The sequence below is a fragment of the Parathalassolituus penaei genome (assembly GCF_026626885.1).
Classification (GTDB): domain Bacteria; phylum Pseudomonadota; class Gammaproteobacteria; order Pseudomonadales; family Oceanobacteraceae; genus Oceanobacter; species Oceanobacter penaei.
Genome location: NZ_JAPNOA010000020.1, coordinates 140217 through 153928 on the forward strand (window position 1 = coordinate 140217; position 13712 = coordinate 153928).

General features: G+C 54.2%; 12 protein-coding genes. 10 read left to right on the forward strand and 2 right to left on the reverse strand.

Going from position 1 to position 13712, the window contains the following annotated elements; genetic code table 11:
* Positions 1-19 precede the first annotated feature (19 nt).
* The 4 genes from OUO13_RS07550 (at position 20) to OUO13_RS07565 (ending at position 4369) form a co-directional block, all read left to right on the forward strand.
* Complete coding sequence (locus OUO13_RS07550) at positions 20-1279, forward strand: ABC transporter substrate-binding protein (protein ID WP_283173259.1); 1260 nt, start codon at positions 20-22, stop codon at positions 1277-1279.
* 79 nt (positions 1280-1358) lie between these two features.
* Positions 1359-2312: a carbohydrate ABC transporter permease gene (locus OUO13_RS07555; RefSeq protein WP_283173260.1), complete on the forward strand. Its 954-nt coding sequence runs from the start codon at positions 1359-1361 to the stop codon at positions 2310-2312.
* Positions 2305-3177, forward strand: a complete 873-nt coding sequence (locus OUO13_RS07560) for a carbohydrate ABC transporter permease (protein ID WP_283173261.1) — start codon at positions 2305-2307, stop codon at positions 3175-3177. Before OUO13_RS07555 ends, OUO13_RS07560 begins: the two co-directional genes overlap by 8 nt.
* Positions 3178-3253: 76 nt before the next feature.
* The gene (locus OUO13_RS07565; protein WP_283173262.1) at positions 3254-4369 is read left to right on the forward strand and encodes an ABC transporter ATP-binding protein; all 1116 of its coding nucleotides are present in this window, start codon (positions 3254-3256) and stop codon (positions 4367-4369) included.
* A gap of 164 nt (positions 4370-4533) precedes the next feature.
* Here OUO13_RS07565 and OUO13_RS07570 read toward each other — a convergent pair whose 3' ends face one another.
* Both OUO13_RS07570 and OUO13_RS07575 read right to left on the reverse strand, forming a co-directional pair.
* The gene (locus tag OUO13_RS07570) at positions 4534-5511 is read right to left on the reverse strand and encodes a carbohydrate kinase family protein (RefSeq protein WP_283173263.1); all 978 of its coding nucleotides are present in this window, start codon (positions 5509-5511) and stop codon (positions 4534-4536) included.
* Positions 5512-5624: 113 nt separating this feature from the next.
* Positions 5625-7028 carry a carbohydrate porin gene (locus tag OUO13_RS07575; RefSeq protein WP_283173264.1) on the reverse strand — a complete coding sequence of 468 codons (1404 nt, stop codon included), beginning with the start codon at positions 7026-7028 and terminating at the stop codon, positions 5625-5627.
* Between OUO13_RS07575 and OUO13_RS07580 the strand changes: the two genes are divergently transcribed.
* The 6 genes from OUO13_RS07580 to OUO13_RS07605 all read left to right on the forward strand — a co-directional run bounded on the left by OUO13_RS07580 (position 7015) and on the right by OUO13_RS07605 (position 13616).
* Positions 7015-7302, forward strand: a complete 288-nt coding sequence (locus tag OUO13_RS07580) for a hypothetical protein (RefSeq protein ID WP_283173265.1) — start codon at positions 7015-7017, stop codon at positions 7300-7302. The two genes, OUO13_RS07575 and OUO13_RS07580, sit on opposite strands and share 14 nt — an antisense overlap.
* Before the next feature lie 246 nt (positions 7303-7548).
* Positions 7549-8802 (forward strand): ABC transporter substrate-binding protein, encoded by a 1254-nt coding sequence (locus tag OUO13_RS07585; protein WP_283173266.1) that lies wholly within the window; start codon positions 7549-7551, stop codon positions 8800-8802.
* Positions 8803-8834: 32 nt separating this feature from the next.
* Positions 8835-9785 carry a carbohydrate ABC transporter permease gene (locus tag OUO13_RS07590; RefSeq protein ID WP_283173300.1) on the forward strand — a complete coding sequence of 317 codons (951 nt, stop codon included), beginning with the start codon at positions 8835-8837 and terminating at the stop codon, positions 9783-9785.
* Positions 9782-10621, forward strand: coding sequence for a carbohydrate ABC transporter permease (locus tag OUO13_RS07595; protein WP_283173267.1), 840 nt, complete (start codon positions 9782-9784; stop codon positions 10619-10621). The genes OUO13_RS07590 and OUO13_RS07595 overlap by 4 nt, the downstream gene beginning before the upstream one ends.
* 154 nt (positions 10622-10775) lie before the next feature.
* Entirely contained in the window at positions 10776-12431 is a 1656-nt protein-coding gene (locus OUO13_RS07600; RefSeq protein WP_283173268.1) for an alpha-glucosidase, read from the forward strand.
* A 51-nt stretch (positions 12432-12482) separates the two neighbouring features.
* Positions 12483-13616 (forward strand): ABC transporter ATP-binding protein, encoded by a 1134-nt coding sequence (locus OUO13_RS07605; RefSeq protein ID WP_283173269.1) that lies wholly within the window; start codon positions 12483-12485, stop codon positions 13614-13616.
* The last annotated feature ends 96 nt before the right edge of the window (positions 13617-13712 follow it).

Here is a 13712-nt window from a genome sequence, read left to right on the forward strand (position 1 = left end):
TAATAAAAGGTTCGAATCCATGAACAGAATCAAAGCCCTGGCGGGTGCCATTTCCCTCGCTCTGTCTGCCTCGTTTGTACAGGCTGGTGAAGTTGAGGTTCTCCACTACATGACTTCTTCCGGCGAAGCAGCCGCAGTCAACGTTCTGAAACAGGAACTGGAAAAAGAAGGTCATACCTGGAAAGATTTTGCGGTTGCCGGTGGTGGCGGTGAAACAGCAATGACTGTTCTGAAATCCCGTGCTGTGTCCGGTAATCCTCCGGCAGCTGCCCAGATCAAGGGCCTGGATATTCAGGAATGGGGCGAGATGGGTTTCCTGACCAATCTCGACAAGGTTGCTGCGGCTGGTCATTGGGACAACCTGCTGCCACCTGTGGTCAGCAACATCATGAAATACGAAGACCACTACGTAGCGGTTCCGGTGAACGTTCACCGTGTGAACTGGCTGTGGGCCAACCCGGCGGTATTCAAACAAGCCGGTGTTGAAGTTCCGACCACCTGGAACGACTTCTTTACCGCCGCTGAAGCACTGAAAGCCAAGGGTATTATCCCGCTGGCGCACGGTGGTCAGCCATGGCAGGACGCAACCCTGTTCGAAGCCGTAGCGCTGGGCGTGGGTGGTTCCGAATTCTATCGCAAGGCATTTGTTGAGCATGACGCAGCCACTCTGGGCGGCGATACCATGGTCAAGGTGCTGGAAACCTTCAAGAAAACCCGTGACTACATCGATGCGGATGCACCGGGCCGTGACTGGAACATCGCCACGTCCATGGTGATCAACGGCAAGGCTGCGATGCAGATCATGGGTGACTGGGCCAAGGGTGAATTCACTGCCGCTGGCAAAAAAGCCGGTGTGGATTATGTCTGTGTGGCGGCTCCGGATACCGCTTCCGGTTTCACCTTCAACATCGACAGTTTTGTGATGTTTGATCTGTTCGACCAGGGCTCCGACAGCTCGGTAAAAGCCCAGGCGGACCTCGCACGTCTGATCATGGAACCAACCTTCCAGACCGCGTTTAACCTCAACAAAGGTTCTATCCCGGTACGTCAGGACATTGACCGTGCACCATTCGACAGCTGTGCAACCAGCTCCATGGACTCGTTCAAGGCCAGTGCTGACAGCAACAACCTGGTACCAAGCTTTGCCCACGGCATGGCCACTACCTCCCGTGTTCAGGGCGCCATCTTCGACGTGGTGACCAACTTCTACAACAGCAAGGACCAGAGCGCCAAAGCCGCAGCCGACAAACTGGCTCGCGCGGTTAAAGCCTCTATCTGATCCCTAAAACGCCAGCCTTCCTGACATACCCGGCAACGGGTGTGGCGGGGACGGCTGTGCCTGAATCCAGGTAATTCGCATGAATCACTCACACTCAACCCTGAGCCGCAGCCCGGCCAGCAGCGGTTCGACCAAGACGTCTGCACGTCAGGGTGGGCTGTCCGGCTGGTTGGCTGCGCAGCTGCCAAAACTGGTGATGGCACCAACCTTCGTCATCATTTTTGTGTGTATCTACGGTTATATCGGCTGGACCTTTCTGTTGTCCCTGACCGGTTCCCGCATCCTGCCGGTGTGGAAGTTTGTTGGTTTCCAGCAATACGAAAAGCTGTTCGAAAACGAACGCTGGATGGTATCGCTGCAAAACCTGGTGATTTTTGCGGTGCTGTTTATTGCCCTCTGTCTGCTGATCGGCATGGTGCTGGCGATCCTGCTGGACCAGAAAATCCGTGGTGAAGGCTTTATTCGCAGTATTTACCTGTACCCGATGGCGATCTCTTTTATTGTTACCGGTACCGCCTGGAAGTGGCTGCTGAACCCGAGTCTGGGTCTGGAAAAACTCATGCACGACTGGGGTTTTGAAAGCTTCACCTTCGACTGGCTGGTGAACCCCGACATGGTGGTTTACACCCTCGTCATCGCCGCCGTATGGCAGTCGTCCGGCTTTGTGATGGCGCTGTTTATTGCCGGCCTGCGCGGTGTGGATGATGAAATGATCAAGGCCGCCCGTCTCGACGGTGCCAGCCTGCCCACCATTTACCGTCGTATTGTGCTGCCAAGCCTGAAGCCGGTGTTCTTCAGCTGTGTGGTGATTCTGGCGCACATTGCGATCAAGAGTTTCGACCTGGTTGCCGCCCTCACCGGTGGTGGTCCTGGTTATGCCTCTGACCTGCCAGCCAACTTCATGTATGCCCACGCCTTTACCCGTGGCCAGATGGGCCTGGGTGCGGCATCCGCCATGGTGATGCTGGGTGGTGTGCTGGCGATCCTGATTCCTTACCTGTATTCCGAACTGCGAGGCAAGCGTCATGGTTGAAGCTCCAATGACCCCTGTTCGCCAGCTGGCCCGTTACGGTCTGTATGCCGTACTGGCGCTGGTCGCCTTTATCTACCTGATGCCACTGTGGGTGATGATCATCACCTCGCTGAAGGACACCGAGGAAATCCGTACCGGCAACCTGCTGGCTCTGCCGGGCAGCTTCAACTTTGATGCCTGGGTAGCGGCCTGGAGTTCGGCCTGTACCGGTGGCACCTGTGAAGGGATTTCGACCTATTTCTTCAACTCGTTCCAGATCGTGATTCCGGCGGTGCTGGTATCAACCCTGCTGGGTGCGGTGAACGGTTACGTACTGTCGTTCTGGCGTTTCCGTGGCAGCGAGCTGATGTTTGGCCTTTTGCTGGTGGGCTGTTTTATTCCGCTGCAGGTCATGCTGCTGCCAATGGCCCGTAGCCTGGCGTTTTTTGGCCTCGCCAACACCACCACCGGTCTGGTGATTGTGCACGTGATTGTGGGTAGCGGTTTTACCACCATGTTCTTCCGTAACTTCTACATCGGTCTGCCGCAGGAACTGATCAAGGCGGCGCGTCTGGATGGTGCCGGTTTCTTCTTTATCTTCCGCCGCATCGTGCTGCCGCTGTCGACGCCGATCATTGTGGTGACCCTGATCTGGCAATTTACCCAGATCTGGAACGACTTCCTGCTGGGGGTGGTGTTCTCCGGTGCCGAAACCCAACCGGTAACGGTGGCGCTGAACAACCTGGTGAACACCAGCTTTGGTGGCAAACAGTACAACGTTGATATGGCCGCGGCCCTGATTGCGGCGCTGCCAACCCTGTTTGTTTATGTCCTGGCCGGCAAGTACTTCGTACGTGGCCTGACCGCGGGTGCTGTGAAGGGCTGAGCCCCGGCACCGGCAACCTAACCCAATACCGATTTGTGGGCTGGCGTGAACAAGCCGCCAGTCCGGGAGCAGAAAAATGGCAGCACTTACCATTAACAACGTTGTAAAAAACTACGGCCAGGGTGACGTCCTCAAGGGCATCAATATCGCCATCAACAGCGGCGAATTCCTGATCCTCGTAGGTCCATCCGGTTGTGGCAAATCCACCCTGATGAACATGATTGCCGGTCTGGAAACCGTGACGTCCGGCGAGATCCTGATGGGTGACGACGACGTTACCAACGTCGAACCGAAAGATCGTGACATCGCCATGGTGTTCCAGAGCTATGCCCTGTACCCGAACATGAGCGTGGCCGAAAACATCGCGTTTGGTCTGGAAATCCGCAAGGTGCCAAAAGACGAACGTATGAAAGAAGTGCAGCGTGTTGCCAAACTGCTGCAAATCGAACACCTGCTCGACCGCAAGCCGGGCCAGCTGTCCGGTGGTCAGCGTCAGCGTGTGGCCATGGGCCGTGCTCTGGCACGTCGTCCACGCCTGTACCTGTTCGACGAACCACTCTCCAACCTCGACGCCAAGCTGCGGGTTGAGATGCGTACCGAGATCAAGAAGCTGCACCAGAACCTCGGCACCACCATCGTTTACGTGACCCACGACCAGATCGAAGCCATGACCCTGGCGGACCGGATCGCCGTGATGAAAGACGGCATCGTCCAGCAGTTCGGCACCCCGCAGGAAATCTACGACAACCCGGCCAACCAGTTTGTGGCGGGCTTTATGGGGTCTCCGGCGATGAACTTCATCCCATGCCGTCTGGTTGGCAAGGGCACCGAAATCATGGCCGAAGTACAGGATGCGTTTGGCAAGGTGCAGTACCTGCCGGTTCCGAATCCTCAGGCGCTGGCCAGCATGAGTGGCAAGGATGTGATTCTGGGTCTGCGTCCGGAAAAGATCACCGAACCACTGCAGCACAAGGAACACGAGCCGCTGATTCGTCATCTGCAGTTGAAAGTGCTGGTGACTGAACCAACCGGTGCCGACACCATGCTGGTATCGGAGCTGAATGGCGAACAGGTTGACTGCCGCGTTGGCCCGCGTTTTGGCGTCAAGCCGGGTGAAATCACCGATCTGATGCTGGATATGAGCCTGGCGGTGTTCTTCGACCCTGAAACCGGTGCTCGTATCGACCAGTAAGCCTTGGATGACAAAAACATGCGGGCGAGCCGCCCGCGCTCCCGGCTTATGCTGAGCGAAGGGGAGCGATGGAATATCCGAATCAGACTGTAAGACGCTTTGTTTGCCCGCCACTGCGGGCTTTTTTGCTCTCGTAGCCACGCTCCCGCGTGGGTACAAGAGTCTTATCCGCTGACGTCTTCGAGGGTTGGCATGGCGGCGAAGGCACCGTAGCGGGAGGCGGCGTAGCCACCACAGCGGGAGGCGAACCGCAGGGCCTGATGCAGGGCCTCGGTGTTGTGGCTGAATGCAGCCAGTTCGGCGCTGCTGATGTTGTGGCTGGCGAGCTGGTACAGGAAGCCACCGATAAAGGCATCACCGGCGCCGGTGCTGTCGACCATCTGCACTGCTGGCGGTATCAGGCGGGTTTCTTCATGGCCGTCGTTGTTGCGTACCAGTATCCGCAGCGGGTTGCCGCCATCGGTCACCAGCAGCACCTGGGCCGGGCCTTCGAACAGGCGTTTGATGGTGTCTTCTTCACTATGGCCGTCGCACAGGTATTCCAGTTCTTCCTTGCTCATCTTCAGCACATCGGCTGCGGCGATCAGAGGCCAGATAGCGGCCAGTTCGGCGGCACCGGATGGCCAGAGATTGTGGCGCAGGTTGATATCGAAGCTGATCAGCCAGCCGTTAGCGCGAGCCATTTGTACACCGGCCAGGGTCGCTGCGGCAATGGCTGGGGCGGTGAGGGTGTTGGAGCAGAAGTGGAACAGGCCGGGTTCGGCAAACCATTCCGGCTGAAATTCGTCCGGGCGGAACAGCATGTCAGCGGACGGATTGCGGTAGAAGCTGAAAGAGCGTTCGCCGTTGTCATCCAGTGAGACAAATGCCAATGCAGTGTTGGCTTCGCGGGTGCTGAGCAGGTAACGGGTGTCCACACCGGCTTTGTTCAGTTCGTCACGCAGGAAGTGTCCGAACATATCATCGCCGAGTTTGCCAGCCATGCAGGCAGGGGCGCCGAGACGGGCCACCGCCACCGCGACGTTGGCCGGGGCACCACCGGCGTATTGGGTGAAGGATTCGGTGTCGCGGTGGTGGTCTGTGCCCATGCGACTGGACAGCATGTCGATCAGGACTTCGCCAAAGGAGATGGTGGTCAGCATGATTATGTCCGCCAGATCAGAGTGAAAAAGGGAGGTTCCACGGCCGGAAAACCCCGGTAATAAAAAAGGGTTACCGAAGTAACCCAAATACAGCGAGCGATTAAACAGGTCGGTTAGAACCAGGTTTCCATTTGAGCACCGACAAATATCTTGCTGGTGCCAGCCTGATCGCTTCCGGTGATGCCAAGACTATTGAAGCCACTTTCGGTTGATCCGTCATAAGTGTAGGTATTCAGGTCCTTGCCCCACTTCATATAGGTTGCCACCAGGCGCAATTCCGGCCGTGCAAAGAAGCCTGCGTCCGTATCGAGCTTGAGGGTTGGCGCGACGGTGAACTTGAAGACCTTGCCGTTACCCTGCGACTGCTCATTGCTACTGATGTTGCTGTCAAGATCCATATGCTGGAGGGTGCTTTCATACTGGATTTCAAAGTTCTGGTTGATCTCATTAATCAGGCGAACGTTCAGGGAAGCCCAGCTGTAGCTGTCGCCACTGTTAAAACGATCTGAACTGGTTTCAACAAACAGAGCGGGTGAGATATTCCAGTTGTCGGACAGCGCGGTGACACCGTAGGTAAAGAAACGGGTGCCGGTTGCATCTTCCAGCAAATCGGCAGCGGCGCCCGGGCGTTTCAGTAGTGTGCCCAATCCTTTGCCCACCAGTACTCCGGTTTTCGAGAAACCGTCGGCGATACCATAGAAGTTGTCGCCGTGGTACGCCAGCAGGCCATGAACACCACTGGTCGCCAGACCCGTATCAGCGGCGTCATTGGCTTTGGCCCTGATCAGGTTGACCATGACCTGCCATGAGCCGAAGTAGTTGTTGCTGTTCAGGATGTAGCTTTTGCTGCCGTTGAGATCCCGGCCATACAGATTGAGACTGGAGTTCCAGTTCTTGCCCAGCTGCGCATCATAGAAACCGGCACCGGTGCCGGACATAAAAATGATGTCGCTATCAAAAAAGTGGATATCAAAGTTTTTGCGGTCGAAACGTTTACCGGCCCAGAACACCGCGTTTTCAAAGGCGGTTCCCTTGAAAGACGGCAGATTGCCCATTTCGGCAAATGCCTGACGGACGTTGAGGTTGGTGCCGTCACCACTCCAGTCGTTATTGGTATCGGCTCCCTGGGCAATCATGGTGTTGTAACGCGCCCAGGAGCCATCGCTGCCCTTGAAGTTTTTGGCAAACTGGACTTCGGTATAGGTATTGGTTTCAAGTCCCAGGCGGCCAATCGGGCCTTCAAGTTTGCCGACGGGGGTCATGTATGGGCCCACTCCGGACAGGGTGGTTTGATCACTACCGGTCAGGGTACCGGCACGGGCATAACCGTGAAACTCGAACGATGAAGCAGTAGCTGTTACCGCTGGATTGCTGCTGGAAGGGGCCGCCTTCTGCAGAGATTGCATTGATGCTTCCAACTGTTGCAGGCGCGTTTCTACGTCGGAATCCGCTGCCATGGACGTTGCTGGTACAAGGCTGGCAACAATAGCCAGATACAAGCCGGTGCGATTGATCATCTTGGAAAACCTCTGTTTTTGTTTTTATCGTCAATGTGCCGGTGTGCCTGGAGCTGGCAAGAGTACGAAGCGTTTTGCTTTGTTGGTGCTGAAAATTCCTCCAATTTCTTCAGCAGCAACAACATTTGTTAAACGTTTAAGAGTATCTCCAGGTGGCGCTTCCAAAATTAGTTTTGGACAAGAGTGGAAGTCAAATGGAATTTTCGGTTTCTGCTACAAAAAAATATTACCAGTCTTTGTTTGTAACGAAATAGGCCAGAATTTCAGTTTTTGATAGATTCTTAAAGGATTAAGAAGCGGATTTTTTGATAGAAAACTGACAGCCAGTCAAAGTTTTTGGGTGTTTTTTGACCAGGTTTGACACTGGTAACGGCATTCAGCACTACCGGAGCAGAGATTTCTGGCGTCGTATTTTTTTCTCTGTGACAGTTGAAATTCGGATTTTTCAAGCCTAGGATAATTTCACTTCTGAAACGATTCAGAAGACTTACGCAAAACAAGAAAAAAAAGGTAAGCACTTATGAAACACCTGTTCGCTTCTATCGGAATTGCATTGCTGGCATCAGCCGCTGGTGCAGAAACCCTGTCGATTTCCTGTGGTGCCGTTGGCGCAGAATTTGAACTGTGCAAGGAGGGAGTTGATCAATGGGCTCTCAAAACCGGCAACAAGGTTAACCTCGTATCAACGCCAAACTCATCTACCGAGCGCCTGTCGTTGTATCAACAGTTGTTGACCAGCAAGTCCCAGGATCTGGATGTTCTGCAAATTGATGTGGTCTGGCCTGGTATGCTGGCCAGTCATTTGCTGGATCTGACCCCTTACGTCAAGAACACTGAGCAGTTCTTTCCCGGCATGCTGCAAAACCTCAAGGTCGGTAATCAGCTGACGGCTCTGCCCTGGTTTACGGATGCCGGTATGCTTTATTACCGCAAGGATTTGCTTGAAAAATACGGGCAGTCGACTCCGGTTACATGGGAGGAGCTGACGGCTTCGGCACGCCTGATTCAGGATAAGGAACGCAAGTCCGGACATGACCAGATGTGGGGTTATGTCTGGCAAGGGCGGGCCTACGAAGGGCTGACCTGTGATGCTCTGGAATGGGTATACAGTTATAACGGCGGCACCTTGATTGATAGCGCTGGCAAGGTTGACGTGACCAACGCAGGCGTGATCAAGGCGCTGGATATGGCCAAATCCTGGGTGAAAACCATCTCGCCGGAAGGCGTCCTGAACTACGCGGAAGAAGAGGCTCGCGGGGTTTTCCAGAGCGGCAATGCGGTCTTTATGCGCAGCTGGCCATATGCCTGGAATCTGGCCCAGGCAGAGAACAGTCCGATCAAGGGCAAAGTGGGTATCGCAGCCTTGCCGATGGGCGGTACCGACGGTCAGCACGCCTCGACACTGGGAGGATGGCAGCTGGCGGTTTCGAAATACACCCGTAACCCGGCACTGGCGGCAGATCTGGTTCAGTATCTGACCAGTTACGAAGAGCAGAAGCGTCGTGTTATCAAGTCTGCAGGCGGTTATAACCCGACTATTCCGGCCCTGTACCAGGACGACGATGTTATCGAGACCGTACCTCAGGTCATTGATCTCTATTATGTGTTTGCCAACAGCGTACCGCGCCCGAGCACAGTAACCGGTGATCGTTATGGCCAGGTCAGCAATGCATTCTTTAACAGCGTTCATTCGGTGCTGTCCGGTTCAGCGGATTCAGCTGCGGCTACCCGTGATCTGCAGCGTAAACTCACTCGCATCATGAAAGACAAGTAATGGAGCAGGTCATGCCTATTCATGAGTCCGGGATGTCGTCCACCGGGTCGGTGCTGGTTCGCCGCCACAGCAAACTGGTTGTCAGCAGAATACGCGCCGCCTGGGTGTTTCTGCTGCCGATGCTGCTTCTGTTATTGGTGGTGGCTGGTTGGCCGTTGCTACGGACGATCTGGTTTAGTCTGACGGATGCAACCTTTTCCAATATGGAGCAGGCGAGTTTCATCGGGCTGGAGAATTATCTGATCTATGAAGACGGGGAGTGGTTCGGCATTCTGGCAGACGGCCTGTGGTGGCGGGCAGTCTGGAATACCCTGACATTTACCGCTTTTTCGGTCAGTCTCGAACTTGTGTTAGGCATGATCTTCGCCCTGGTTCTCAATGCCGAATTTCCCATGCGAGGGCTGGTGCGTGCTGCTGTGCTGATTCCGTGGGCTATTCCAACCATTGTGTCGGCCAAGATCTGGGGCTGGATGCTGCACGATCAGTTTGGCATCGTGAACCATATCCTGATGTCGCTGGCGCTGATTGATAGTCCGCTGTCGTGGACTGCCAGTGCCGATTTGTCGCTGTGGGCAGTGATTGTGGTGGACGTCTGGAAAACCACGCCTTTTATGGCTCTGCTGATTCTGGCGGCCCTGCAAATGTTGCCATCGGATTGTTATGAAGCGGCACGGGTTGATGGTATTCATCCGGTCAAGGTGTTTTTCAGGGTAACTTTGCCGCTCATCATGCCTGCGCTGGTGGTGGCCGTTACCTTCCGGGTACTGGATGCGCTGCGTGTTTTCGATGTTATTTATGTATTGACGTCGAACAGCTCGGACACCATGTCAATATCCGTATTTGCCCGTCAGCAGCTGGTCGAATTCCAGCAGGTGGGATATGGGTCTGCGGCTTCGGTGCTGGTATTCCTGTCCGTTATGTCGCTGACCCTGATCTGGATGTATCTGAGCAATCGCTCTTCAAATCACGGAGGTGTTAAATGAACAGGAATATCATGCGGATACTGGCACGCTCCGGATTCTCCCTGCTGGTTGTGCTGATTCTGGTTTTTTGTCTGTTTCCGTTCTATTACGCGATTATTACGTCGTTCAAAAGCAGCAGTGAATTGTTCCAGGCCAGTTACTGGGTCAATCAGCTCCATTTTGATAATTACCAGCATATTCTGGGGCAGGAGACCTTTATTCACAGCCTGTTTAATTCGGTTCTGGTTTCTACCCTGGTCGTCGGTTTATCCCTGCTATTGGGATTGACGGCTTCCTATGCGCTGGGACGCTTTGAGTTTCGCGGTCGGAGTACGGTTCTGATGGTGATTCTGGCGGTTTCGATGTTTCCTCAGGTGGCGGTTCTGTCAGGGTTGTTTGAGGTCATTCGGATGTTGGGGCTCTACAACAACCCGTTTGGTCTGGTGATTTCCTACATGCTGTTTACCTTGCCATTTACGGTATGGATTCTGACGACCTTTATGCAGCAACTGCCGAAGGAACTGGAGGAAGCAGCGATCGTTGACGGCGCGACTCCCTGGATGACGCTGGTCCGGGTCATGATGCCATTGTTGTGGCCTGCATTGGTGACCACCGGGATGCTGGCATTTATTGCGGCCTGGAATGAGTTTCTGTTTGCCCTGACGTTTACGCTCACTGACGACCAGCGGACTGTTCCGGTGGCCATCGCTCTGATCAGTGGTGCCAGTCAATATGAATTACCCTGGGGCATTATTATGGCGGCCTCGGTGCTGGTGACGTTGCCACTGGTCATCATGGTCCTGTTCTTTCAGCGTCGAATTGTCTCTGGTCTGACTGCCGGAGCAGTCAAGGGTTGAAAATCCGTTTTATCTGATCAGCCGAATATTGTAATTGTGCCATCTGGCGGGCAGTTGCGTGTTCCGGAGCCGACTTTCCCCTGGATATGTTCGAGGGGTGGCCCTGCTTGGCTGGCAGACGGTATTGAATAAAAAATAATCTGGGTTTTGATTTATGAATTCTAATATTTCCGGAAATCAGTTTTCCGAATGGTGGCGTGGCGCTGTAATTTATCAGATATATCCGCGTTCCTATATGGATGCCAATGCCGATGGTATTGGTGATCTTGAGGGTATTATCTCGAAACTGGATTATGTCGCCTCACTGGGTGTGGATGCGATATGGCTGTCGCCGATATTTCCTTCGCCAATGAAGGATTTTGGCTATGACGTTTCCGACTATACCGATATTGCACCGGTATTTGGCACCGTCGAGCATTTCCGGACACTGGTCGAGCGGGCTCATGAACTGGGTCTGAAAGTGATCATTGACCAGGTGCTGAGCCATTGTTCTGATCAACACCCTTGGTTTATGGAGAGTCGCCAGAGTCGTGATAATCCCAAATCGGACTGGTTTGTGTGGTCTGAGCCCAAGGCTGATGGTACACCTCCCAATAACTGGTTATCCCTGTTCGGCGGCAGCTCCTGGGCCTGGGACAGTCGGCGTCGCCAGTATTATCTGCATAATTTCCTGGCCAGTCAGCCGGATCTGAATCTGCACCATCCGGAGGTTCAGCAAGCCTTGCTGGACAGCGTCCGTTTCTGGCTGGAACTGGGGGTTGATGGCTTCCGTCTGGATACTGCCAATTTCTATTTTCACGATCCTTTGCTGCGCGATAACCCGCCGCTACCTGCCGATCAGCCCAAAAGCCTGGGGGTGAAGGAGGATAATCCTTACTCCTGGCAGCGCCATCTGTATGACATCAGTCAACCGGAAAACCTGGAGTTTCTGCGGCGTCTGAGAAGCTTGCTGGATGAATATCCTGAACGCACCACGGTTGGGGAAATCGGTGATGATTTTCCGTTGCAGCGGATGGCGGAATACACCAGTGGCGGCGACAAGCTGCATATGGCCTATACCTTTGATTTACTTGGGCCGCGCTATGATGTTGAGCATATCAACCGGGTTGTCCGTAATCTTGAAGCGGTTGTCGGGGATGGCTGGCCTTGCTGGGCGCTGAGCAATCATGACGTGGTGCGTTGTGTCAGCCGTTGGGGTGATCAGGGGTTGGCCTCAAGCCGGGCTGCGCAGCAACAACTGGCGTTGGCGGCTATTGCCATGCTGGTCAGTATGCGGGGTTCTGTGTGTATTTATCAGGGTGAGGAGTTGGCCTTGCCTGAGGCTGAGGTTCCTTTTGAACGTTTGCAGGATCCTTACGCCATTCCGTTCTGGCCTGAGTGCAAGGGCCGCGATGGCTGTCGTACACCGATGGTTTGGGGGCCGCAGCAGCATGGTGGTTTTTCTCCGGTAGAACCCTGGTTGCCCGTGGATGATCGCCATCTGGCCTTGAGTGTGGAAGCGCAAGAGCGTGATCCCGATTCGGTACTGATGCGTACGCGAGCCTTGCTGCATTGGCGCAAGCAACAACCGGCGCTGGTGTCCGGATCAATTCAGGTTCTGGATACCGGTAACCGCCTGGTGTGCTGGCTGCGCCAGTGTCCACAACAGACGCTGCTGGTGGCTGTCAATCTCAGCAATACAGCGGTTGCCTGTGAGCTGCCGGATTTGCTGGAAAGTGCCAGGGTGATTCGCCTGCCAGCCATGACTGGTACTGTTGAAGGCAATACTCTGCATGTTCCGGCATTGCAGGCTCTGTTTATCGAACTTTAATCCCTGAAGGGAGCGGTACATCGCTCCCTTCAAGCTAGAGGATCCAATTCTATGGCCAGCGTCACTCTGAAAAAAATAAATAAGCATTTTGGCTCGGCTCATATTCTCAGAAATATTGATCTCGACATTGAGGACGGCGAGTTTGTTGTTTTTGTCGGGCCTTCGGGTTGTGGTAAGTCGACGTTATTACGGGTCATTGCCGGGCTGGAAGAGGTCAACAATGGTGACCTGCTGATTGGTGGTCAGGATGTTATTGATCTGGCGCCCAAGGAACGCGGCATTGGTATGGTTTTCCAGTCATATGCGTTATATCCACATATGACAGTACGCGACAATATTGCTTTCGGTTTGCAGTTGTCACGGGAGTCGTCCCAGACAATAGAAGAGCGGGTGGCCAGTACCGCCCGAATTTTGCAGCTCGAACCGTTGCTGGAACGCAAGCCTCGGGAGCTTTCCGGCGGGCAGCGCCAACGGGTGGCGATGGGACGTGCGATTGCTCGTGAGCCCAGAGTGATGTTGTTCGACGAACCCTTGTCGAACCTGGATGCGTCGTTGCGGGTCCAGATGCGTATGGAAATCGCCAAACTGCACCGTCGTCTGAAGTCGACCATCATTTACGTAACCCATGATCAGGTCGAGGCCATGACTCTGGCCAGCAAAATCGTGGTGCTGAATGCCGGGCGGATCGAGCAGGTCGGAACGCCTTATGAGTTGTATGAACATCCGGCGACCACTTTTGTTGCAGGATTTATAGGCTCCCCCAATATGAACCTGCTCTCAAGCTCGGTGGATGCCGTTAATGGCGATTTGCTGTCACTGGCGCTGCAATCCGGTACTTCAATTGATATTTCTCCTGTGCCTGTGCAAGGGGTCATTAAAGGTGATTCTGTCACCCTTGGTATTCGTCCTGAGCACATGCAGTTGACCACTCCGGCAGCTGGACAGATTGATGGTGAAATAGTGAATGTGGAGTATCTGGGTAATGAGCGCTTTGTCTATCTCATGTACCATGCGGATGCTGAGCCGTTAGTGATTCGCCACAGCGGCCAGCAATTGCCAATGGTCGGCGAGCGGGCTGGTGTGCTGTTTGAAGCTGACGCCTGTCATCTGTTTAATCAGCAGGGGATCAGCTATCCCAGGGTTTTACACGACCACCCGGAGAGCGCCTTGGCTGAATCTATCTGAATTGCCAGAAACTCATGATCGTTCAACAAAAAAAGCTGACACTCAAAGACATATCGAAGCTGTTGGAGGTATCAACAGCTACGATTTCAAATGCAT